Origin of the sequence: Pelagivirga sediminicola (assembly GCF_003072125.1) — a bacterium.
In the GTDB taxonomy this organism is placed as follows: domain Bacteria; phylum Pseudomonadota; class Alphaproteobacteria; order Rhodobacterales; family Rhodobacteraceae; genus Roseovarius; species Roseovarius sediminicola.
In genome coordinates, this window is sequence record NZ_QCYH01000004.1 from 11,321 (window position 1) to 31,955 (window position 20,635).

20 protein-coding genes are annotated in these 20,635 nt (G+C 64.5%); 10 read left to right on the plus strand and 10 right to left on the minus strand.

The window, feature by feature from the left end; translation table 11 throughout:
- Positions 1 to 95: 95 nt before the first annotated feature.
- From recJ to DC366_RS08330, 4 genes are all read right to left on the minus strand, one after another.
- Entirely contained in the window at positions 96 to 1,838 is a 1,743-nt protein-coding gene (recJ, locus tag DC366_RS08315; protein WP_243405078.1) for a single-stranded-DNA-specific exonuclease RecJ, read from the minus strand.
- A 106-nt stretch (positions 1,839 to 1,944) separates the two neighbouring features.
- Positions 1,945 to 2,910, minus strand: a complete 966-nt coding sequence (glpX, locus tag DC366_RS08320) for a class II fructose-bisphosphatase (RefSeq protein ID WP_108691997.1) — start codon at positions 2,908 to 2,910, stop codon at positions 1,945 to 1,947.
- Between the two features lie 83 nt (positions 2,911 to 2,993).
- Entirely contained in the window at positions 2,994 to 4,280 is a 1,287-nt protein-coding gene (locus DC366_RS08325; protein WP_108691759.1) for a homoserine dehydrogenase, read from the minus strand.
- Positions 4,281 to 4,390: 110 nt separating this feature from the next.
- Entirely contained in the window at positions 4,391 to 4,693 is a 303-nt protein-coding gene (locus DC366_RS08330; RefSeq protein WP_108691760.1) for a hypothetical protein, read from the minus strand.
- Positions 4,694 to 4,873: 180 nt separating this feature from the next.
- On the opposite strand from DC366_RS08330, the gene DC366_RS08335 reads away from it, so the two are divergent.
- Positions 4,874 to 5,818 (plus strand): NAD(P)-dependent oxidoreductase, encoded by a 945-nt coding sequence (locus tag DC366_RS08335; protein WP_108691761.1) that lies wholly within the window; start codon positions 4,874 to 4,876, stop codon positions 5,816 to 5,818.
- Between the two features lie 167 nt (positions 5,819 to 5,985).
- Here the strand turns inward: DC366_RS08335 and DC366_RS08340 are convergent, their stop codons facing one another.
- From DC366_RS08340 to DC366_RS08350, 3 genes are read right to left on the minus strand one after another with little or no spacing between them, the layout of a single operon-like run.
- Entirely contained in the window at positions 5,986 to 6,597 is a 612-nt protein-coding gene (locus tag DC366_RS08340; protein WP_108691762.1) for a TadE/TadG family type IV pilus assembly protein, read from the minus strand.
- A 1-nt stretch (position 6,598) separates the two neighbouring features.
- Positions 6,599 to 7,165 carry a TadE/TadG family type IV pilus assembly protein gene (locus tag DC366_RS08345; protein ID WP_243405079.1) on the minus strand — a complete coding sequence of 189 codons (567 nt, stop codon included), beginning with the start codon at positions 7,163 to 7,165 and terminating at the stop codon, positions 6,599 to 6,601.
- A gap of 20 nt (positions 7,166 to 7,185) precedes the next feature.
- The gene (locus DC366_RS08350; protein ID WP_243405080.1) at positions 7,186 to 8,919 is read right to left on the minus strand and encodes a Tad domain-containing protein; all 1,734 of its coding nucleotides are present in this window, start codon (positions 8,917 to 8,919) and stop codon (positions 7,186 to 7,188) included.
- 429 nt (positions 8,920 to 9,348) lie between these two features.
- Here DC366_RS08350 and DC366_RS08355 point away from each other — a divergent pair, with 429 nt between their 5' ends.
- From DC366_RS08355 to DC366_RS08375, 5 genes are all read left to right on the plus strand, one after another.
- Positions 9,349 to 10,779, plus strand: coding sequence for a Glu/Leu/Phe/Val family dehydrogenase (locus tag DC366_RS08355; RefSeq protein ID WP_108691764.1), 1,431 nt, complete (start codon positions 9,349 to 9,351; stop codon positions 10,777 to 10,779).
- 148 nt (positions 10,780 to 10,927) lie between these two features.
- Positions 10,928 to 11,227 (plus strand): DNA primase, encoded by a 300-nt coding sequence (locus tag DC366_RS08360; RefSeq protein ID WP_108691765.1) that lies wholly within the window; start codon positions 10,928 to 10,930, stop codon positions 11,225 to 11,227.
- A gap of 67 nt (positions 11,228 to 11,294) precedes the next feature.
- Positions 11,295 to 13,259 carry a DNA primase gene (dnaG, locus tag DC366_RS08365; RefSeq protein ID WP_108691766.1) on the plus strand — a complete coding sequence of 655 codons (1,965 nt, stop codon included), beginning with the start codon at positions 11,295 to 11,297 and terminating at the stop codon, positions 13,257 to 13,259.
- Between the two features lie 115 nt (positions 13,260 to 13,374).
- Positions 13,375 to 15,354 (plus strand): RNA polymerase sigma factor RpoD, encoded by a 1,980-nt coding sequence (gene rpoD / locus DC366_RS08370; RefSeq protein WP_108691767.1) that lies wholly within the window; start codon positions 13,375 to 13,377, stop codon positions 15,352 to 15,354.
- A 105-nt stretch (positions 15,355 to 15,459) separates the two neighbouring features.
- Positions 15,460 to 15,708, plus strand: a complete 249-nt coding sequence (locus tag DC366_RS08375) for a hypothetical protein (RefSeq protein WP_108691768.1) — start codon at positions 15,460 to 15,462, stop codon at positions 15,706 to 15,708.
- A gap of 90 nt (positions 15,709 to 15,798) precedes the next feature.
- Here DC366_RS08375 and DC366_RS08380 read toward each other — a convergent pair whose 3' ends face one another.
- Positions 15,799 to 16,374: a 5-formyltetrahydrofolate cyclo-ligase gene (locus DC366_RS08380; RefSeq protein WP_108691769.1), complete on the minus strand. Its 576-nt coding sequence runs from the start codon at positions 16,372 to 16,374 to the stop codon at positions 15,799 to 15,801.
- Between the two features lie 19 nt (positions 16,375 to 16,393).
- Positions 16,394 to 17,068 (minus strand): SDR family oxidoreductase, encoded by a 675-nt coding sequence (locus DC366_RS08385; protein WP_108691770.1) that lies wholly within the window; start codon positions 17,066 to 17,068, stop codon positions 16,394 to 16,396.
- 185 nt (positions 17,069 to 17,253) lie between these two features.
- Here DC366_RS08385 and nrdR point away from each other — a divergent pair, with 185 nt between their 5' ends.
- Together nrdR and ribD are read left to right on the plus strand one after the other, a co-directional pair.
- The gene (nrdR, locus tag DC366_RS08390; protein WP_108691771.1) at positions 17,254 to 17,736 is read left to right on the plus strand and encodes a transcriptional regulator NrdR; all 483 of its coding nucleotides are present in this window, start codon (positions 17,254 to 17,256) and stop codon (positions 17,734 to 17,736) included.
- Between the two features lie 23 nt (positions 17,737 to 17,759).
- Positions 17,760 to 18,839: a bifunctional diaminohydroxyphosphoribosylaminopyrimidine deaminase/5-amino-6-(5-phosphoribosylamino)uracil reductase RibD gene (gene ribD / locus DC366_RS08395; RefSeq protein ID WP_108691999.1), complete on the plus strand. Its 1,080-nt coding sequence runs from the start codon at positions 17,760 to 17,762 to the stop codon at positions 18,837 to 18,839.
- A 78-nt stretch (positions 18,840 to 18,917) separates the two neighbouring features.
- Here the strand turns inward: ribD and DC366_RS08400 are convergent, their stop codons facing one another.
- Complete coding sequence (locus DC366_RS08400) at positions 18,918 to 19,118, minus strand: DUF1127 domain-containing protein (protein ID WP_108691772.1); 201 nt, start codon at positions 19,116 to 19,118, stop codon at positions 18,918 to 18,920.
- Positions 19,119 to 19,463: 345 nt separating this feature from the next.
- Between DC366_RS08400 and ruvC the strand changes: the two genes are divergently transcribed.
- Complete coding sequence (gene ruvC, locus DC366_RS08405; RefSeq protein WP_108691773.1) at positions 19,464 to 19,958, plus strand: crossover junction endodeoxyribonuclease RuvC; 495 nt, start codon at positions 19,464 to 19,466, stop codon at positions 19,956 to 19,958.
- Positions 19,955 to 20,626 (plus strand): Holliday junction branch migration protein RuvA, encoded by a 672-nt coding sequence (ruvA, locus tag DC366_RS08410; protein ID WP_108691774.1) that lies wholly within the window; start codon positions 19,955 to 19,957, stop codon positions 20,624 to 20,626. The genes ruvC and ruvA overlap by 4 nt, the downstream gene beginning before the upstream one ends.
- Positions 20,627 to 20,635: the final 9 nt, after the last annotated feature.

A 20,635-nucleotide genomic window follows, 5' to 3' on the forward strand; every position in this document is an offset into this window, starting at 1 on the left:
AGGCAAAACTGGCGAGAGGTGCAAGGGGGTTTTTATATCAAATCGCCGGCTTGTCGCGAAAACCGTGTTTTAGCCGTCCGTATCGCCGAGACCGTTCAGCCCGGAGCGGCATCTTCAAGGCGCAGCTGGGCCGTTTGCCGGCCGCGCCAGATATTGAGTTCCAGGCGCCCCGCCAGATGAAACCGCTTGCCGCCGTGACCTTCCAGCGCGGGGCCGATCGGGCCGTCGAAGGCGCCGAAGGCGATCGCGTCCAGCTGCGGACCGGTGCCGTCGCCAAAACGGATCTTGAGGTGCCGTTCTCCGACGCGTTTGGCAAAGGTGATCTGCATCTGGGCAAAGACATGACGCGGCGCGGCTGCTCCGGCGCCGAAGGGGCCGGCGGCATCGAGCTGGGCAATCAGGTCCGTCGTGGCGGCGCCGGGCATGAGAAGCCCGTCCAGCGCCAGATCGGCGGCCCCGCCAGTGCCGGCGCCCTGCCTGGCCAGCAGCTCGGACAGGCGGGCCATCGCGGGCTCCAGCAGATCGCGCGTGACGGTCAGCCCGGCGGCCATCTTGTGACCGCCCCCCTTCAGCAGCAATCCCTCGCCGGCCAGCTTCTGGATGGCGGCGCCCAGATCAACGCCGCTGATCGACCGGCCCGAGCCCTTGCCGATCTCGCCGTCGAACCCGATGACGATGGCGGGGCGATTCGCCGCCTCCTTGAGGCGGCTGGCCACGATCCCGACCACGCCGGGATGCCAGCCGTCGCTTGCGGCCCAGACCAGCGGCGCGTCCAGCCCGCGCGCCTCGGCCTGCGCCATGGCGGCGGCCTGCACGCCCGCCTCGATCTCGCGGCGCTCGGCGTTGAGCTGGTCCAGCCGCTCGGCCATGGCCTGCGCCTCGAAGGGGTCGGCGCTGGCCAGAAGACGCGCGCCCAGATCGGCGCGCCCCACGCGCCCGCCGGCATTGACCCGCGGCCCCATGAGGAACCCCAGGTGATAGGCCGCAGGGGCGCTGTCCATTCCGGCGATGTCGGCCAGCGCCACAAGGCCCGGCCGCTCGCGCCGCGCCATGACGCGCAGCCCCTGCCGCACGAAGGCGCGGTTGACCCCGATCAGCGGCGCCACATCGGCCACGGTTGCCAGTGCCACCAGATCCAGCATCGCCATCAGATCCGGCCCCTTGCGGCCCGCCTCGCGCAGCTGTCGGCCCGCCTCGACCAACATCAGGAACACGACGGCAGCGGCGCACAGATGGGCCAGATCGCCGCTTTCGTCCTGCCGGTTGGGGTTCACCACGGCCAGCGCGTCAGGCAGCGTCTCGCCGCCCAGGTGATGGTCCAGAATGATGACGTCCGCACCCTTGGCCGCGGCCACGGGGCCGTGGCTGAGCGTGCCGCAGTCGACGCAGACGATCAGATCGTGGGCCGCGGCGAGCGTTGCCATCGCCTCGTCATTCGGGCCATAGCCTTCGTCGATGCGGTCGGGCACATAGAGGGTCGCCTCGCGCCCGCTCTGGCGCAGCCAGTCGATCAAGAGCGCGGCGCTGGTGCCGCCATCGACGTCGTAATCGGCAAAGATCGCGATGCGCTCGCGGCGCTCGACGGCGGTCAGAAACCGGGTCGCCGCCTTTTCCATGTCCAGCAGGGACCGAGGATCGGGCAGCAGATCGCGCAGGGCAGGCGCCAGATAGGCCTCGGCGCCCTCGGGCGCCACGCCGCGCCGTGCCAGCACCAGGCAGACGGGGTAGGGCAGGCCGGTCGCCTGCGCCATGGCTTCGGCGGTTCGGTCCAGCTGAGGCGCAGGGCCGATCCAGCGTCGCCCGGTCAGCGACGCCTCGATATCCAGAAACGCGCTCACGCGCGCCCGGCCTTCATTGGTCCTGAAATATTCATGCATCGCCGCTTACAGCGCGCGCACGCGAAAGTCCCGAAGATTTGCGCCGGACCTCGCCGCGGCGCCCGCTTCACTTTACGGGATTGCGGTAGATCATCCGCCGGACCGAGCCGGTCTTGGAGCGCATGAGGACCGTTTCGGTCTCCACATAGGTCTGGCGCCGCTTGACGCCCTTGACCAGCGATCCGTCGGTCACGCCGGTTGCGGCAAAGATCACGTCGCCTGTCACCATGTCGTCACGCGCATAGATGCGGTCCAGATCGGTGATGCCGGCCTTGGCCGCGCGCCCTTTTTCATCGTCGTTGCGGAACAGGAGCCGGCCCCAGATCTGCCCGCCCATGCATTTCAGCGCCGATGCGGCCAGCACGCCCTCGGGCGCCCCGCCCGAGCCCATGTACATGTCGATGCCGGTCAGCTCGGCCTCGGCGCAATGGATGACGCCGGCGACATCGCCGTCGGGGATCAGATAGACGGCGGCGCCGGTGGCGCGGACCTCGTCGATCATCTCCTGATGGCGGGGCCGCTCAAGGATGCAGACGGTCACTTCGGACGGCTTGCAGCCCTTCGCCTTGGCCAACGCCTCGACCCGCTCGCGCGGGAACATTTCCAGCGAAACGACGTCCTTGGCATAGCCCGGCCCGACGGCCAGCTTTTCCATGTAGACGTCGGGCGCGTGCAGCAGGCTGCCGCGCTGCGCCATGGAAATAACGGTCAGCGCGTTCGGCATCGCCTTGGCGGTCAGCGTCGTGCCCTCCAGCGGATCGAGCGCGATGTCCACGCCGGGGCCGTCGCCGGTGCCGACCTCCTCGCCGATGAACAGCATGGGGGCCTCGTCGCGCTCGCCCTCGCCGATGACGACGACGCCCTTGATCGCCAGCTTGTTCAGCTGCTCGCGCATGGCGTTGACGGCCAGTTGGTCGGCTGCCTTTTCATCGCCGCGCCCGATCATGTCGGCGCAGGCCAGCGCGGCGGCCTCCGAGACGCGGGCCAGCCCGAGCGACAGCATGCGGTCGTTGAAATCGGCGGTGTCGGTCATGGCAGGATCCTTTTGCAGCACGCGGAAAAATCGGGAGTGCATTCAGCTTTATCGGCAGCGGTCAATCCGCACAAGAGAGCGCCTCAGGCGGTTTCGATGCGCAGGGCGATGGGCGCGTCGGTGACGACGCCAAGGCGCGGGATCGCCTCCAGCGCGCGGTCCAGATCGGCGCGCCCGGCCTTGTGCGTGACGATCAGGACCGGCGCATTCGGCCCGGTGTGATCGTATTGGCGCATCCGCGCGATGGAGATGCCCGCGTCGCCCAGAACCGTCGCCACCTTGGCCAGCGCGCCGGGTTTGTCGGTCAGCGACATGCGCAGGTAATAGGGTGCGGGCGTGCTGCCGCCCGCAGCCTGCGCGTGCTCCAGCCCCGCGGCGGGCTGCCCGAACACTGGCAGGCGAAAGCCGCGCGCGATGTCCATCACGTCGCCCATCACCGCGCTGGCGGTGGGGCCCATGCCCGCGCCGGGGCCGCGCAGCACGATCTGTTCGACATTGTCGCCCTCCAGCACAACCATGTTGGTGCCGCCCTCAAGCTGGCCCAGCGGGCTGGCGGCGGGCACGAGGCAGGGGGTCATGCGCTGCTCCAGCCCGCGGCCGGTCATCTGGGCGACGCCCAGCAACTTGATGCGATAGCCCATGTCGGCGGCGTGATTGATATCCTGAATGGTGATCGCGCCGATCCCCTCCATCTGGACCGCGCTGAAATCGACCTGCGTGCCAAAGGCGATGGCGGCCAGCAGCGACAGCTTGTGCGCGGCATCGATGCCGCCGACGTCCAGCTGCGGATCGGCCTCAAGATAGCCCAGATCGGATGCCTCCTGAAACACCTCCTCATAGGGCAGGCCCGCCGATTGCATGCGCGTCAGGATGTAGTTGCAGGTGCCGTTCATCACGCCCATCACGCGGGTGATGTCGTTGCCGGCCAGCCCCTCGGTCAGCGCCTTGATGACGGGAATACCGCCCGCGACGGCCGCCTCGAAGCGGATGACGCGGCCCGCGTCCTCGGCCGCCAGCGCCAGCGCGTGACCGTGATGGGCCAGCAGCGCCTTGTTGGCGGTGACGACGTCCTTGCCTGCGGCGATCGCGGCTTCGGTGGCGTCCTTGGCGGGGCCATCATGGCCGCCCATCAGTTCGACGAAAACATCCACATCGTCGCGCTGCGCAAGGGCGACGGGGTCATCCTCCCACGCGTAATCATCCAGTTTCACGCCGCGATCCTTACCGCGCGAGCGGGCGGAGACGGCGCTGATCGTCACGGGGCGCCCGGCACGTGCGCTCAAAAGGGCGGCTTTCTGACGGATGATGCGCACCACGCCGGTGCCAACCGTGCCCAATCCGGCGATTCCAAGGCGCAAGGGATCGTTCATGAGGCTGTCTCCGTGTCGTTTGGCGTGGATGGTCGGGTTCCCCGGCGCTCTACAGGCAAAGGGGGCAGGGTGCAACGCGGGTTTTGCCGGGACATGGCGGGGCGGCGCGCCTATTGCTGAACGCCCGCTTGCATGCGGGCGCGGGTGGCGCTGTCGATCACGGACCCGCTGAGGCGATCCGCACGGGCGCGCAGCCTTGCCGCCCGGTCCTCGACGCTTTCTGCGCTGCCTTGGGGAATCCGGGAGTTGTCGAGCCGCGTCCTGAACCCCTCCAGCGGCACAAGATCGGGATAGGGCGCGCGCCGCGCGGCATCGGGGATGGTTGCATCAAGCTCCGGAAACTGGGTGCAGCCGGGCAGCATGGCGCCAGCGCAGAGGGCGGCAGTCAGGGCAATGGCAAAGGTGAGGCGCATGAGTGCCGTCCGGTTATGTGCAGCGGTCCGCACCTTGATGCCACTTTTGCCGGTGCCGGGGCAAGCGCCGGGCGCGAGGCGTGCGAAATCGGCGCCGAAATCGGCTTGAGACGTCGCATTTTGCCCAGACCGGCGGGCCGTGGCGCGCGAATCTCCGGCGTGACAAGGCGGGAGCGAGACATGAGAACGGGATTTATCGGTTTGGGCAATGTCGGCGGCAAGCTGGCCGGAAGCCTTCTGCGGGCGGGCGCGGCGCTGGACGTGCATGATCTGGACCCAGGCCTTGTGGCTACGTTCACGGCCAAGGGGGCGAACGATGGGGGCGATCCCGCACGCATGATGCGCGATTGCGACACAGTGATCACCTGCCTGCCCAGCCCTGCCGCCAGCGCGGCGGTCGTGGAGGCGATGCTGCCCCATATGGGCCCCGGCAAGATCTGGCTGGAGATGTCGACCACCGACGCGGCCGAGGTTCAGCGGCTGGGCGCGAAGGTGATCGCGCAAGGCGCTGCCGTGGCCGATTGCCCTGTTTCGGGCGGCTGCCACCGGGCCGATACAGGCAATATCAGTATCTATGCCGGCTGCGACCGCGCCACGTTCGAGCGCGTGCTGCCGCTTTTGACGGTCATGGGCCGCAAGATCCTGCATACCGGTGCTCTGGGCAGCGCGTCGGTCCTGAAAGTGATGACAAATTATCTGGCAACGGCCAACCTGCTGACACTCTGCGAGGCGCTGACGGTGATGAAGGCGTCCGGCATGGACATGTCCACGACGTTCGAGGCGATCGCGATTTCGTCGGGGAATTCCTTTGTCCACGAAACGGAAAGCCAGCTGATCCTGTCGGGGACGCGTGACGTCAATTTCACCATGGATCTGGTGCAGAAGGATATCGGCCTGTTCCAGAAACTGGCCGATCAGCACAACGTGCCGCTGGAAATCTCGCCGCTGATGATCGACATCATGACGGACGGGCAGCGCCGCTATGGGATGCGCGCGCAATCGGACCGGATCATCGAGCGGCTGGAGGAGGCGACCGGCCTGTCCGTCACGGCCCCCGGATTTCCCGACCGCCTGATCGATACCGAGCCCGAAGCGCAAGGCGCCGAACTCACGCCGCGGCGCTGAGTTCGACGCGCAAACCAGCGTCGCACGTGGGTGAAATCGACCGGCTGACTGGCGGCGCCCAACGCGTAACGCATCGCGGGATCATGCAAAGCGGCAGGCGGGGCCGCTCGAAAACCCACATGCAGCGCCGTTTCGGGCTTAACTTGCGCGCCGCCGCACGCAGCGGCTCAGCCCTCGCCGGTGCTGCCCTCGGTGTTCGTGTCCGATCCGTCATAGGGCGTCGGCTCGTAGTTGATCTGCGCGGCAAAGCGCGGGCTGGTCGTTACATAGGTGCGGACCTTCAGGTTGTCGCCCATTCCCACCTTGAAGACGGGCGGATAGATCGACTGGCTTTCCACGACGATCAGTTCCTCGCCGCGGCGCAGTTTGGGCAGAACGGCATGCGCGTTCTCCACATCCTCGGTTTTCAGTTGCTTCAGTGCGTCGGTGCCGCGCACCTGGCTCCACTTGATGAAATACGTCTTGTCGTCCGTGTTGTATTTGATCACCGATATGCGCAGGGAGTTGGCGCCCATATCGTTCGCGATCGTGTCAAAGACGGTCTTGGCGTTATCCAGGTAGATCGGCGTTATGTCATCCTGCTCGCGAGAGATCATGTCGGCAATCGTGTAACTCGCCTTGTCCCGCGCGCTGTTGTAGCGATGCACCTCGAAGAACTCGTAGGTGGCCCCGATGGCCCAGATGAGCAGCGGCAGCGTGATCATCGCCTCCACTGTGACCGAGCCGCGCTCTTCACTGCGAAACCGGGCAAGCCAGGATTTGGGCGTGACTCTAATCATTTCACAAAGGCTCCATCACGAAGGCGGACATCGAAATGATGGACAACTGACCGCTGTTATCTTTTTTTAGCGTGCGGGCGATGTGCCATGTCGGGAACAGCGGGTCATACTTGACGCAGGCTCGCAAGAACATCAGGTCGTTCTGCTGGCCCGGTTCCAGATGGTAAGTGGCCTTGCCGGTTTCCTCGCGGTCGGTGCACATGACGTCGCCGCCCAGTTTCACCAAGTTACGCATATCGCTGCGCACCATCTCCAGCTTGATGCTGTTCTCGCAATCGATGAATGCGAAAGCCTCGTCGCAGATCCGCTCCTTGATCTTGTCGTGATACCTTTCTGCGGCCGCATCGTTCTCTTCCTGACTCTCATAGGACTGCACGTATAAGCCAGTGCCGAGGCGGATGTCGCGCACCGCGATGTCCAATCCCCGCTCCAGCAGCGTCTGGCGAAGGGTGATCATGCTAAGCTCCAGCGACATTGCCATGAGCGCAAGATACATCGGAAAAAGGATCACGAACTCGATCGAGGCATTTCCGTCCTCGCGGCGTGCAAGACCGATCAGCCGCCGCAATCTGCGCCGGATGCGGTGTTTCATTGTGTCAGCCTCAGATTGACCACGTTGGACGCGATCGCCGAAAACGCATCGGAAATGTTGACACCTTTCGCCGGGAAGTAATTGAGCGGATCGCTCGCGCAGTTCTTGAGCTGCGTCTCGGCATTGCCGTTTTTCTTGATCTCGAAGCCGATCGTGTAGACGCTAATGCCCTTGTTCTTGGCTGCGGTGCAGATGCTCGACATGCGCACGTCCTTCTCCGAGCCTGAAACGCGATTGTCGTCGTTCGTGAACTGGTTGTAGGGAGTCCAGTTACCTGTTTTGCGCGCGTAATATTCAGGCGTGATCAGGCCCCAAGCCTCTTCCCACGTGTAGCGGATCTTTTTCTTGAACCCGTCCTCCATGCTCGACAGGCGATTGAAATCCTCGACTGACAGGTTGGAGCCACGCCAGAGATTAATGAATTCGCCAGGGTACGAGTCATAAAGAAAGTATGAATTGCCAGACGATTCTGTGTAAACGCATTTCCAGTTGCTATAATTGCAATAGGCGGGGTCGGTGCTCCGCTTCCAGGTTCTGTATCTGTCGTAGGCATACTGGAACAGCATCGTATCCCATTCCAGGAAAAACAGGTCTGAGTCGTCGCCGCGGTAGGAACTGGGGGTCGTGAATTGGTTGGAATAGGTATTTTGACCGTCGCCCATCAGGACAACCACTTTGAGCGTCTCGCCCTCGCCATACTCTGCCGGAACCACGCCAACCCGGTCGTCGACCATCTTGATGTCAATGGTGGTCGCGACACCGTCGACGATCACGGTCTTCGTCTCCTTGACGACCTTGTTCAAAGCGGTCTTGACGCTTTGAAACTTGGGATCCAGCAGCGCGGTGCCCCATTTCATGCCGATATCGGCCGACGTATTGCCCTTGGCGACCAGAGAGTCGATCTTGGCGTGCAGATCTGCCTCGCTCATCGAATAGGGCAGGATCTCTGCGTAGTCGTTGGTAAAGCAAGTCCGATAGTCATTCTTGAATTGGGTGAGGCCATAATTTCCGATTGTCGTGTAGATTGTCTGTTTTTGCTGCACGTCAGGATCAATGTATGCCCGGCCAAAGTCGGTATCGGCGAACTCGAGACAGCTGGAATAGTCATGCCGCACATCGACATTCAGCGCTTCAAAGATGTGCTTGCCAGGGGCGGAATCCCAGCTGAACGGCACGATCGAAATGGTCGCGTCGCCCTCTTTGGTGCTGTTCAGGATGGACGTCACGAATTCCTTCGCAGCCTTTTTGAGATGCTTCATCTTCGTGACTGAGTTGCCGTCGGCGTCCGGCGTCGACGACGTATCGTCCATGGAGCCGGATACGTCCAGCACCAGCGACACTTCCAGTTTCGGCACGCGGCGCTCGGCGGTGGATGCGGCTGCCGCGCCCAGCTGCTTGATCCCGGACAGATGCAGCAGATGTGTGTCCATAGACATCTTCGCGGTCGCGCTGACCTTGGACATGTTCAGCGTGTGAATGACATCGTCCAGGCCTTCGCCGTCATCATCGATCGGCCCCAGATAGGACGCCATACCGGCCTTGGCCATGTAATCCTGCACGATCTCCTTGGGTGTCGGGCCGACGCCGTAGGGCGCACCGGCCCCTGCCAGAACGGCGGTATCCAGCGTGTTCTGGATGTGCGCGCGCTTCATTTCCTGGCGCATGAGGTCCATGGCAAAACCGCCTGCGATCAGCATGATGAACAGCATGAAAAGCGTGAGGGCCAACATCGCCCCGTCCTCGTCCCGGTGGAAAACCGTCAACCGGCGGAAAGCGCCCCTGTACCTGCCGGCCGTGCCTCTGCCTTGCGTGTCTTGCGGGCGGTTATTCGAATTCGAATGGGTCACTGGTTACCTCGCGGTGCCGGAATGCGGCGTTGTCGACTCGGATTACGTCGCGAGGTTTATGGCGCCCCAGTATGGCCGAAATAGGGCTAGAAAAGCGGCGGAATAAGGGCAAATTATGAATTATGCAGACAATTTCAGGAGATTTTTCGTAGTGTTTCCATTGCTGCGACAAAGCGGCGCTGCCACGTGACCGCAGGCCGCAGCGGGCCAACGATGTCTGGACAAAAAAGCTGGAGGTATTAGGGATATGTTTGCAAATGCATCATAAAACAGCGTGGTCGGCCAATGCCTGCCGTGCAATGGAGGATAGCGATGACAGCCGCAAAAGAGCCGAGTTTCCGCGACAGTGTGGACCTGATGTTCAACAGGGCCGTCGCCCTGATGGACCTTGAACCCGGCCTGGAGGAAAAGATCCGCGTCTGCAACGCGACCTACACGGTTCGCTTCGGCGTCCGCCTGCGTGGTCAGATCCACACATTCACCGGGTATCGCAGTGTTCATTCGGAACATATGGAGCCCGTGAAGGGCGGCATCCGCTATTCGATGGGCGTCAACCAGGACGAGGTCGAGGCGCTGGCAGCGCTGATGACCTACAAATGCGCGCTGGTCGAGGCGCCCTTCGGCGGCTCCAAGGGCGGGCTACGGATCGACCCGCGCGAGTGGGACGAGCACGAGCTGGAGCGTATCACCCGCCGCTTCGCCTATGAGCTGATCAAGCGCGACCTGATCCATCCCAGCCAGAACGTCCCGGCGCCCGACATGGGCACGGGCGAGCGCGAGATGGCCTGGATCGCCGATCAGTACAAGCGCATGCACACCACCGACATCAACGGCCGCGCCTGCGTCACCGGCAAGCCCATCAATGCCGGCGGCATCCAGGGCCGGACCGAGGCGACGGGCCGCGGCGTGCAATACGCTTTGCAGGAGTTCTTTCGCCACCCCGAGGACGTCAAGGCGGCCGGGCTCAGCGGCAAGCTGGATGGCAAGCGCGTCATCATCCAGGGGCTCGGCAACGTGGGCTATCATGCGGCCAAGTTCCTGTCCGAAGAAGATGGCTGCGTCGTCTGCGCGATCGTCGAACATGACGGCGCGCTGATCAGCGACAAGGGCCTGAACATCGAGGAGGTCCGCGGCTGGATTTCCAAACATGGCGGCGTCAAGGGATACCCCGACGCGGAGTATGTTGCCGAAGGCGCGAAGGTGCTGGAAAATGACTGTGATATCCTGATCCCGGCCGCGATGGAGGGTGTGATCAACATCACCAACGCGGCCAACATCAAGGCGTCGCTGATCATCGAGGCCGCCAACGGGCCGGTCACGGCCGGCGGCGACAAGATCCTGCGCGAAAAGGGTGTCGTGATCATTCCCGACATGTTCGCGAATGCCGGCGGTGTCACCGTGTCCTATTTCGAATGGGTCAAGAACCTCAGCCACATCCGCTTTGGCCGCATGGGTCGGCGGCAGGAGGAATCGCGTCACCAGCTTGTCGTTGACGAGCTGGAGCGCCTCAGTGGCGACAAGGATCTGGGCTGGACGCTCAGCCCCGATTTCAAACAGCGCTACCTGCGCGGCGCGGGCGAGCTGGAACTGGTGCGCTCGGGTCTGGATGACACCATGCGCGCCGCCTACCAATCGATGCGCGACGTCTGGCACGACCGCAGCGACGTGACCGATCTGCGGACAGCGGCCTATCTTGTCTCGATCGGCAAGGTTGCGGCCTCCTACCGCGCCTTGGGGCTTTGAGGCGGCTGAGGCCCCGCGGCTGCCGCGATCAGGTCAAAGGGGGTTGCGCAGTTTCTTGCGCAACCCTGTCCGGCCTCCCTGCATTGCATTTCCGGCGCGCGGCTCGCCTGTTAGACGCGCGGCAGCAACTAGACCAAGAAAGGCCGCCATGCCCCGCATTTTGTTTCCTGCCCTTGTGATCCTGTCCACCGCGCCGACGCTTGCCGCCGCCGATTCTGCCGAGAACTGCGCTGCCACGTCAGCCATCGTTGCGGAAGCAGTATCGCTGCGCGCCGATGGCGCGACGCAGGCCGCAGCAACCCGAACGCTGGGCGCGGCCGATATCGACGGCAAATACCTGCCAGCGGTCCAGCCGCTGGTCGAATGGGTCTATACGCTGCCCGAAGACCAATTGACCGCGGCCGCGCCGACCGCTTTCGAGGCCGCTTGCCTGAAGCAGGCCGGATAGGCGCAAACACCGCATGACGGGCAGGGGGCCTCTTGGCGCCGGACCCGACTCGGCCCATAATGGCGCCATGTCTTTGCCCCCCGGTTTCCTCGAAGAATTGCGCACGCGCACGTCGCTGATCCAGGTGGTCGGGCGCAAGGTGATGTGGGACAACCGCAAATCGAACCAGGGCAAGGGCGACATGTGGGCGCCTTGCCCCTTCCATCAGGAAAAATCCGCCAGTTTCCACGTCGATGACCGCAAGGGATTCTACTATTGCTTCGGATGCCACGCCAAGGGTGACGCGATCAGCTTCGTGCGTGACAGCGAGAACGTGGATTTCATGGAGGCGGTGCGCATCCTCGCCGCCGAGGCCGGAATGCAACTGCCCGAGCGTGATCCGCAGGCGCAGGCCAAGGCCGACCGGCGCACGCAACTGGCCGAGGTGATGGAGCAGGCGCAGCAGCATTTCCGCCTGATGCTGAAAACCGCCGTCGGCGCCGATGCGCGCGCCTATCTGGACCGGCGCGGGCTGGATGAGGCGACGCAGGAGCGGTTCGGCATCGGGTTTGCGCCGCAGGCGTGGCAGGGGCTTTGGGATCATCTGACGGGCAAGAACGTGGCGCCCGATCTGATCCTGGGCTGCGGTCTGGCGCGGCCGTCCCAGAAGGGCGGCACGCCCTATGACGTGTTTCGCGGCCGCATCATGTTTCCCATCCACGACGCGCGCGGCCGCGTCATCGCCTTTGGCGGCCGGGCGATGGACCCGAGCGACAACGCGAAATACCTCAACTCGCCCGAGACCGAGCTGTTCGACAAATCCCGCACGCTCTACAATTACGCGCCTGCGCGCGAGGCGGCGGGCAAGGGTCAGCCGCTGATCGTGGCCGAGGGCTACATGGACGTGATCGCGCTGTCTCAGGCGGGGTTTCAGGGGGCTGTCGCGCCGCTGGGCACGGCCGTGACGGAAACGCAGTTGCAACTGATGTGGCGCGCGGTGGACGAGCCGGTCATGGCGCTGGACGGCGACCGCGCCGGGCTGGCCGCGGCGCAGCGGGTGATCGACCTGGCGCTGCCGCTGCTTGAGGCGGGCAAAAGCCTGCGCTTTGCCTTGATGCCCGAAGGGCAGGATCCTGACGATATTCTGCGCGCGCAAGGGGCGGTGGCGGTCAAGGCGCTGCTGGATGAAGCAAAGCCGATGGTGCAGCTTTTGTGGCAGCGCGAGACGGAAGGGCGCGACTTCGACAGTCCCGAACGGCGCGCGGCGCTCGACAAATCCCTGCGCGAGGCCATCGGACGGATCACGGATCCGTCCATTCGCGGCCATTACGGCCAGGCGCTCAAGGATCTGCGCTGGCAGCTGTTCAAGCAGCGCAGTCCCGCATCCGGTAAGGCCGGCGCGAAGGGCTGGCAGCCCAGGGGGCGCTGGGCCAAGCCCGATCAATCCGCCCGGCCCGGCACGATATCGTCGCCTTTGGCCCGGTCGGACGCGGGCCAGCATGATCGCATGCGCGAGGCCGTCATACTGGCCGCGTTCATTGCGACCCCCGCCATCCTGCCCGATTTCGAGACGGCGCTGGAGCGGCTGGAGTGCCGCGACCCGTTGCATGCCGATCTGCGCGACCTGATCGCGCAGCATGGTCCCGACGGGGCCGGCCCGCTGCGCGATGCGATTGCGGCCGCATTGGGCGCGGATACCCTTGAAAAGATGCTGTCGCTACCCCATGTCGCCCTGACGCCCCCCGTGCGCCATCCGGGCGACGCGGCGTTGGCGCAGATGACGGTGGCCGAGGAGCTGGCCAAGATTGCAGCGACACGCGGTTTGATGGCCGAAATCGACGATGCCGCAGAGGATATGTTGGGCGTCGCCGACGAGGCGGTGACATGGCGCCTCGCCCGGGCGGCAGAGGCACGAAACCGCGCCGTGCGCAGCGAACATGAGGACCGCGCCGAATACGACCTGGCCGACAACGGTGCCCGGATAGACCGCGGCGAACGCGAGCAGTTCGACGCATTGCTGGACAAGATTTCATTCTCGAAGCCCCGCCGTTAAATGGATTTTGGTGAGGCCCGAGTAAACAAAACGCGGTAAACGGGTTGCGAATCACCTCGGTGTAGGGATGATTCGTCACTTGCGAATCACGCGCCCGCCACTTCAGGAGATTTACATGGCCGCCAAAGATACCGACGACCAGAAGCCGGACGATCAGGACGCCGAGATGTCGCTCGACATGAGCCAGGCGGCGATCAAGAAGATGATCTCCGAGGCGCGTGAAAAAGGATTCATCACCTACGATCAACTGAACAAGGTTCTGCCGCCCGATCAGGTCAGCTCGGAGCAGATCGAGGACGTGATGTCGATGCTGTCCGAAATGGGCATCAACATCATCGAGAACGACGAGGTCGAGGAAGAAGAGCAGCGCGGCACCGCCGTGGCCGAGGTTGGCCGCCGGGGCGAGATCACGCTCGGCTCGGGCAAGGAAGAGAAGCTGGATCGCACCGACGATCCGGTACGCATGTACCTGCGCGAGATGGGCAGCGTCGAGTTGCTGTCGCGCGAGGGCGAGATCGCCATCGCCAAGCGGATCGAGGCCGGGCGCAACACCATGATCGCGGGCCTGTGCGAAAGCCCGCTGACCTTTCAGGCGATCACCATCTGGCGCGACGAATTGGTGAGCGAAGACATTCTGCTGCGCGACGTCATCGACCTTGAGACGACGTTCGGCAATCAGCTGGACGGCGAGGGCGAATCCGTCGTCGAGGCGGCGAACGTGGCCAATGCGCCCTCCGCCTCCAAGGATGAGGGCGGTGCCGAGCTGGACGCGGACGGCAATCCGATTGCCGCGGACGATGACGACGACGAGGACGATCAGGCCAACATGAGCCTTGCGGCCATGGAGGCCGCGCTGAAGCCGACGGTTCTGGAAACGCTGGACCGTATCGCGGACGACTACCTCAAGCTGGCCGAGATGCAGGACAGCCGCATCTCCGCCACGCTGAACGAGGACGGCACATTCTCGTCCAGTCAGGAGGACACGTATCAGATTCTGCGCAGCGAGATCGTCGTGCTGGTCAATTCGCTGCACCTGCACAACAACCGGATCGAGGCATTGATCGACCAGCTTTATGGTATCAACCAGCGCATCATGATGATCGATTCGGCTATGGTGAAGCTGGCCGATCAGGCCCGGATCAACCGCCGCGAATTCATCGAGGAATATCGCGGCCGCGAGCTGGACCCGAACTGGCTGGACGACATGGCGCAGAAATCCGGGCGCGGCTGGCAGATGCTGATCGAACGCTCGAACGACAAGGTGACGGAACTGCGTTCGGACATGGCGCAGGTCGGACAATATGTCGGCCTTGATATCTCCGAATTCCGCCGCATCGTCGGGCAGGTCCAGAAGGGCGAGCAGGAGGCGCGGCTGGCGAAAAAGGAAATGGTCGAGGCAAACCTGCGCCTCGTCATCTCGATTGCGAAAAAATACACCAATCGCGGCCTGCAGTTTCTGGACCTCATCCAGGAGGGCAATATCGGCCTGATGAAGGCGGTCGACAAGTTCGAATACCGCCGCGGCTACAAGTTCAGCACTTACGCGACATGGTGGATCCGTCAGGCGATCACCCGCTCCATCGCCGATCAGGCGCGCACCATCCGCATCCCGGTCCACATGATCGAGACGATCAACAAGCTGGTGCGCACGGGCCGCCAGATGCTGCACGAGATCGGCCGCGAGCCGACGCCGGAGGAACTGGCCGAAAAGCTGCAAATGCCGCTGGAAAAGGTCCGCAAGGTGATGAAGATCGCCAAGGAGCCGATTTCTCTGGAAACGCCCATCGGCGACGAGGAAGACAGCCAGCTGGGCGATTTCATCGAGGACAAGAACGCCGTCCTGCCGCTGGATTCGGCCATTCAGGACAACCTGAAGGAAACGACGACGCGTGTTCTGTCCTCGCTGACCCCGCGCGAGGAACGTGTGCTTCGCATGCGGTTCGGTATCGGGATGAACACCGATCACACGCTGGAAGAGGTCGGCCAGCAATTCTCGGTCACGCGCGAACGCATCCGCCAGATCGAGGCGAAGGCGCTGCGCAAGCTCAAGCATCCCAGCCGTTCGCGCAAATTGCGCTCTTTCTTGGATCAATAAGGCGCGTCGCTGCGGAAAATTTTCAGAATTTTCCGCAGCACCCTTCATTCGGCGTGAACCAATCGCGTGCTAGTGCGTTGTTTTTCCAAGTGGAAGGAGAACGTAATGAAACGCTTTATCGTCATCGCCGCCTTGTGTGTCCCCGTCGCCGGCCTGGCCACCGCCTTTGATGGGGCGGCATCCGATACCAATGACGTTGTCCGGATCACGGTATCGCAGGATGATCTGGCCGAGTGCGAGGCAACATTGCGCGAGCTGCGGCAACGGCCAGTCGTAACCGACAGCGGCTGGGCGCTTCCATCCTTCATGGTGGACGACGATCTGCCCCGGTCCGTCTGCGTGGTGGACGCCTAAAGCGTGTGTAACGGCGAGGCGTCATCGCTTCGCCCGGAATGAGATGAAATCGAAACGCGCCGCCCTCTCAGGCAGGCGCGTTTTTCGCTTTCAGGTCTCGATCAGGATCGCGTCATCCATCGGAATGTCGAATTCATGTGGGTGGATCGTGTCCATGCGTTGATGGGCATACCCCACTCCGATCGCACGCGCCTTCACGCCCTTGTCGCGCAGCGCGGCCAGCGTGCGGTCAAAGAAGCCGCCGCCATATCCCAGGCGGTAGTTCTGCGCATCCAGCCCCACCACCGGCGAGAGCACGATGTCCGGCAGCACAACCTCGGCGCCCTCGGGCGGCACCGGGATGTTCCACACGCCCTTCTCCAGCTTGTCGCCCGGCTGCCAGCGGCGGAATTCCAGCGGCGTCGCCTTGGCAACCACCACCGGCAGGGCCAGACGCGCGCCGCGCTCTTGGCAGGCAGCGGCCCATTTGCGCAGGTCCGGCTCGCCCCGGAACGGCCAGTACAGCGAGATGGTTTTGCCCGAGACGTCCTGCACCATCTCGTCCAGTCGCTCGGCCAGCTGCGCGTCGGCGGCCAGGCGGGCGGCCACCGGGATGGCTTGGCGGTTTTCGATGAGCGCTTGACGCTTTTCCTTGCGCCATGCGGCGGATCCAGGGGTATTTTCCATTGCGGCACTCCCGTTTTGCTTAGCCCGCAGGCATGACCACGATTTCCTGAACATTGGCATGCGCGGGCTGCCCCAAGGCATAGACGACCGCGTTTGCCACGTCCACCGGCTTCAGCTTGTCGGGCTTTGGTTCATCGAAAAAGGGGGTGTCGACCATCCCCGGCGCAACGAGCGTGCAGCGCCCGCCCCATTCGCGCATCTCCTGCGCCATGTTCCCGGCCAGACCCTGCACGAACCACTTGGACGCGCCATAGATCGAGCCGGAGATATGCACCTTGCCCGCCACCGATCCGGTCAGCACCAGATGCCCCTTGGCCTTCTTCAACTCGGCATAGGCCGCCTTCATCGTATAAAGCACGCCTATCACGTTGAGGTCGATCATGCCGCGCCATTCCTCGGGATCGCCATTCTCGACGCCCGGCGTGTCGAGCCCCGTGCCCGCATTGGCATAAACGGCGTCGATCTGCCCGAACTCCTGGACGGTGCGGGATATCGCGGATTTGAGCGATGCCAGATCGGTCACGTCGCCCGGCACGGACAGGGCCGCGTCGCCGATCTCGGCCGCCAGCGCGCCCAGCTTGTCCTCGCTGCGCGCGAAAAGCGCGACGCGCCAGCCTTCTTTGGCCGCGCGACGTGCCGTTTCCGCGCCAATGCCCGAAGACGCGCCGGTAATGAACAGAACCTTGTCCGTCATGAGAAAACTCCAAATCAAAGTGGCTTTGCAATGCAAACGTGCGGGGCCGGCGAAAAGGTCCATCCTCTGCATCTGGGGGCGCGATTTCGCATCTACCCAAAACCTTGCGGCTGACCTATAGTGCCTGTGGATAATTGGGCGGCAGACCCAATCCCGAGAGGCAGAGACAATAGAAGGACAGGCCGATGCGCTGCCCGTTTTGCGGAAATATCGAAACTCAGGTCAAGGATTCACGCCCGGCGGAGGAGCATGTCTCGATCCGCAGGCGGCGGTTCTGTCCGGCATGCGGCGGCCGTTTCACCACCTACGAGCGGGTGCAGCTGCGCGATCTGGTCGTGGTCAAGACCAACGGGCGCCGCGAGGATTTCGACCGTGACAAGCTGGAGCGGTCGATCCGCATTGCCCTGCAAAAGCGCCCGGTCGAGCCCGAGCGCATCGAGCAGATGATCTCGGGCATCGTGCGCAGGCTGGAGAGCATGGGCGACACGGACATTCCGTCCAAGACGGTGGGCGAGATCGTGATGGAAAGCCTCGCGCGGATCGACACCGTCGCCTACGTGCGTTTTGCCAGCGTCTACAAGAATTTCCAGGCCGCCGACGATTTCGACAAATTCGTGAGCGAGCTGCGTCCCGAAACCCTGACCGGGGCCGAGACACCCGAAAAGTGACGGACGCCGCCGACACCCGCTTCATGTCATTGGCGTTGTCGCTGGGGCGGCGCGGGCAGGGCAGCACGTGGCCCAACCCCGCCGTCGGTTGCGTGATCGTTCAGGCGGGCCGAATTGTCGGGCGCGGCTGGACGGCGCCCGGCGGTCGGCCCCATGCCGAGGTGCAGGCGCTGACGCGGGCGGGCGCCGCCGCGCGGGGCGCCACGGCCTATGTCACGCTGGAGCCCTGCGCGCATCACGGCCAGACACCGCCCTGCGCGGATGCGCTGATTGCAGCGGGCATCGCGCGGGTTGTCGTTGCCGCTACGGATCCTGACCCGCGCGTGTCGGGGCGCGGTCTGGACAGGCTGCGCGCCGCCGGGATCGCCCTGAACGCCGGCGTGATGGCGGACGAGGCGCGCCGCGATCTGGCCGGTTTTCTCAGCCGTGTGACACGCGGGCGCCCGGAGGTGACGCTGAAACTGGCGACATCCTTTGACGGGCGGATCGCCACGGCAAGCGGCCAGTCGCAATGGATCACGGGGCCCGAGGCACGGCGCGCGGTTCATGCCATGCGCGCGGCGCATGACGCGGTGATGGTGGGCGCGGGCACGGTCCGCGCGGACGATCCGCTGCTGACGGTACGCGGCATGGGCGCGGCGCGCCAGCCCGTGCGCGTCGCAGTCTCCCGGCGGCTTGAACTGCCGCTCATGTCCAAACTGGCGCTCAGCGCCCGCGACGTCCCCCTTTGGCTGATCCACGGGCCGGACGCGGACGCGCAGGCCATTGCGGCATGGCAGGCGGTCGGCGCCCATCTGATCGAATGCCCGCTGAGCGGCGGCGCGCCCGACATGGCGGCGGCGATGCAGGCGCTGGGTGCGGCGGGGCTGACCCGTGTCTTTTGCGAGGGGGGCGGCGCTTTGGCCGCGTCATTGCTTCAGGCGGATGTGGTGGACCGGCTGGCGGGGTTCACGGCAGGTCTGGCGCTGGGCGCCGACGGGCGTGCGGGGATCGGGCCGCTGGGTCTGGATGCGCTGGACGCCGCGCCGCGCTTCACGCTGGAGGCCGTGCGCGATATCGGCGGCGATGCGCTGCATCTTTGGCGCAGGCGCGCTGTCCCGTAATGCAAAACGCGCGCCCCGATGATCGGTAGCGCGCGTTTCAGAAGCTGGACGTCTCGGGGGCGGCAGCGAACCCGGCGTTCATCCGCGTGCGGTGAACGTTGCGATGTCCGAGCGGGTCAGACCGATATCGTCCAGTTCGCGGTCGGACAGGGCCGACAATGCCTTGCGCGTCAGGCGGGCGTCATTCCATGCCGAGAACGCAGCGGCGAAGCGGCTGACGCTGAGCCCGACGGGCTGTGACTGGTAGGTGGTGGAGCGGGTCGTGTCGATAGAGGCCATTTTACTCATCCTTGGTTTGGCCTGACGATTATTATGTCAGGAACTCTTGTGTTGTTGAGCTGCAGATAGACAGGCCAACCCGTTCTGGCAACGGCGGTTTGCGCATAGTCATCATGCGCCGGCTGCATAGGTCGCCGCGTGCCCATCAACCTTTTTTTAAAGGGTTTGAAGCACGCGGCGCGCGCCGCTGACCAAGGCGCAAGAATGTTGCTGCGGCGCCGCGGATCGCGGCACAAGAGAACCCGGCCGCGCGACAGGTGGCGTATTCTGCTTGGAAGGTGTTCCCGTTTCGTGCTAGGCGTGGAAAAACGCCGAAGGCAAACGGACGGGCAGTGAGGGCACAGGATGCGGGTTCTGGGCATTGATCCGGGGTTGCGAAACCTCGGCTGGGGGCTGATCGATGTCGATGGCAGTCGGCTTTGCCATGTTGCCAACGGCACGCTTCATTCCGAGGGGGACGGCCTGCCTACGCGGCTCTTGTCGCTGTTTCAGCAACTCAGTGCGATCCTGATTCATTATGCGCCGCAGACCTCGGCGGTCGAGCAGACCTTCGTGAACAAGGACGGCGCCGGCACGCTGAAACTGGGGCAGGCCCGCGGCATCGCGCTGCTCGCGCCTGCGCAATACGGGATCGAGGTGGGCGAATATGCGCCCAATACCGTCAAGAAGACCGTTGTCGGCGTGGGCCATGCCAGCAAGGACCAGATCGCGCATATGGTCCGCATGCAGCTGCCCGGCGCGGTGCTGACAGGCCCTGATGCGGCCGATGCGCTGGCCGTTGCCATCTGTCATGCGCATCACGCCGCCAGCCGCGCACGGCTGGCGAGGGCGCTGGCATGATCGGGCGCATCGCGGGCCGCATTGATTACCGCGCCGCCGATCACGTGCTGATCGATGTGCAGGGCGTGGGGTATCTGGTTTTTTGCTCGGACCGCACGATGCAGGCGCTGCCCCGCGCGGGCGAACACGCGGCGCTTTATACCGATCTGCTGGTGCGCGAGGATATTCTGCAACTTTTCGGCTTTACCACGCTGGTCGAAAAGGAATGGCACCGCCTGCTGATGAGCGTGCAGGGTGTCGGCGCCAAGGCGAGCCTTGCCATTCTCGGCACGCTTGGACCTGACGGCGTGGGCCGCGCGATTGCGCTGGGCGACTGGAACGCGGTCAAGGCGGCCAAGGGGATCGGGCCGAAGACGGCGCAGCGCGTGGTGAACGAGCTGAAGGACAAGGCGCCAGAAATCATGGCGATGGGCGCAGGCCCCGCCACCGCCGCGCCGCAGCCACAACCGCAGGACGGCGAGGTGATCGAGGCAGGCCCGCAGGCGCCGCGCCCTGCCGCCCCCGCCGGTCCCGGCCCGCAGGCCGAGGCGCTGTCGGCGCTGACCAATCTGGGCTATGCGCCCGGCGAGGCGGCGGGCGCCGTCGCACAGGCCGCGGGCGAGGCGCCCGGTGCAGACGTCGCCGCGCTGATCCGCGCCGCGCTGAAGCTGCTGGCACCCAAGGGATGAGGCAGATCC

What these genes read in the sequence shown, in the direction of transcription:
- glpX (WP_108691997.1), bottom strand. Translation starts at nt 2,910, where the DNA reads ATGACCGACACCGCCGATTTCAACGACCGCATGCTGTCGCTCGGGCTG.
- DC366_RS08325 (WP_108691759.1), bottom strand. Translation starts at nt 4,280, where the DNA reads ATGAACGATCCCTTGCGCCTTGGAATCGCCGGATTGGGCACGGTTGGC.
- DC366_RS08330 (WP_108691760.1), bottom strand. Translation starts at nt 4,693, where the DNA reads ATGCGCCTCACCTTTGCCATTGCCCTGACTGCCGCCCTCTGCGCTGGC.
- DC366_RS08335 (WP_108691761.1), top strand. Translation starts at nt 4,874, where the DNA reads ATGAGAACGGGATTTATCGGTTTGGGCAATGTCGGCGGCAAGCTGGCC.
- DC366_RS08340 (WP_108691762.1), bottom strand. Translation starts at nt 6,597, where the DNA reads ATGATTAGAGTCACGCCCAAATCCTGGCTTGCCCGGTTTCGCAGTGAA.
- DC366_RS08350 (WP_243405080.1), bottom strand. Translation starts at nt 8,919, where the DNA reads ATGTTGGCCCTCACGCTTTTCATGCTGTTCATCATGCTGATCGCAGGC.
- DC366_RS08355 (WP_108691764.1), top strand. Translation starts at nt 9,349, where the DNA reads ATGACAGCCGCAAAAGAGCCGAGTTTCCGCGACAGTGTGGACCTGATG.
- DC366_RS08360 (WP_108691765.1), top strand. Translation starts at nt 10,928, where the DNA reads ATGCCCCGCATTTTGTTTCCTGCCCTTGTGATCCTGTCCACCGCGCCG.
- dnaG (WP_108691766.1), top strand. Translation starts at nt 11,295, where the DNA reads ATGTCTTTGCCCCCCGGTTTCCTCGAAGAATTGCGCACGCGCACGTCG.
- rpoD (WP_108691767.1), top strand. Translation starts at nt 13,375, where the DNA reads ATGGCCGCCAAAGATACCGACGACCAGAAGCCGGACGATCAGGACGCC.
- DC366_RS08375 (WP_108691768.1), top strand. Translation starts at nt 15,460, where the DNA reads ATGAAACGCTTTATCGTCATCGCCGCCTTGTGTGTCCCCGTCGCCGGC.
- DC366_RS08380 (WP_108691769.1), bottom strand. Translation starts at nt 16,374, where the DNA reads ATGGAAAATACCCCTGGATCCGCCGCATGGCGCAAGGAAAAGCGTCAA.
- DC366_RS08385 (WP_108691770.1), bottom strand. Translation starts at nt 17,068, where the DNA reads ATGACGGACAAGGTTCTGTTCATTACCGGCGCGTCTTCGGGCATTGGC.
- nrdR (WP_108691771.1), top strand. Translation starts at nt 17,254, where the DNA reads ATGCGCTGCCCGTTTTGCGGAAATATCGAAACTCAGGTCAAGGATTCA.
- ribD (WP_108691999.1), top strand. Translation starts at nt 17,760, where the DNA reads ATGTCATTGGCGTTGTCGCTGGGGCGGCGCGGGCAGGGCAGCACGTGG.
- DC366_RS08400 (WP_108691772.1), bottom strand. Translation starts at nt 19,118, where the DNA reads ATGGCCTCTATCGACACGACCCGCTCCACCACCTACCAGTCACAGCCC.
- ruvC (WP_108691773.1), top strand. Translation starts at nt 19,464, where the DNA reads ATGCGGGTTCTGGGCATTGATCCGGGGTTGCGAAACCTCGGCTGGGGG.
- ruvA (WP_108691774.1), top strand. Translation starts at nt 19,955, where the DNA reads ATGATCGGGCGCATCGCGGGCCGCATTGATTACCGCGCCGCCGATCAC.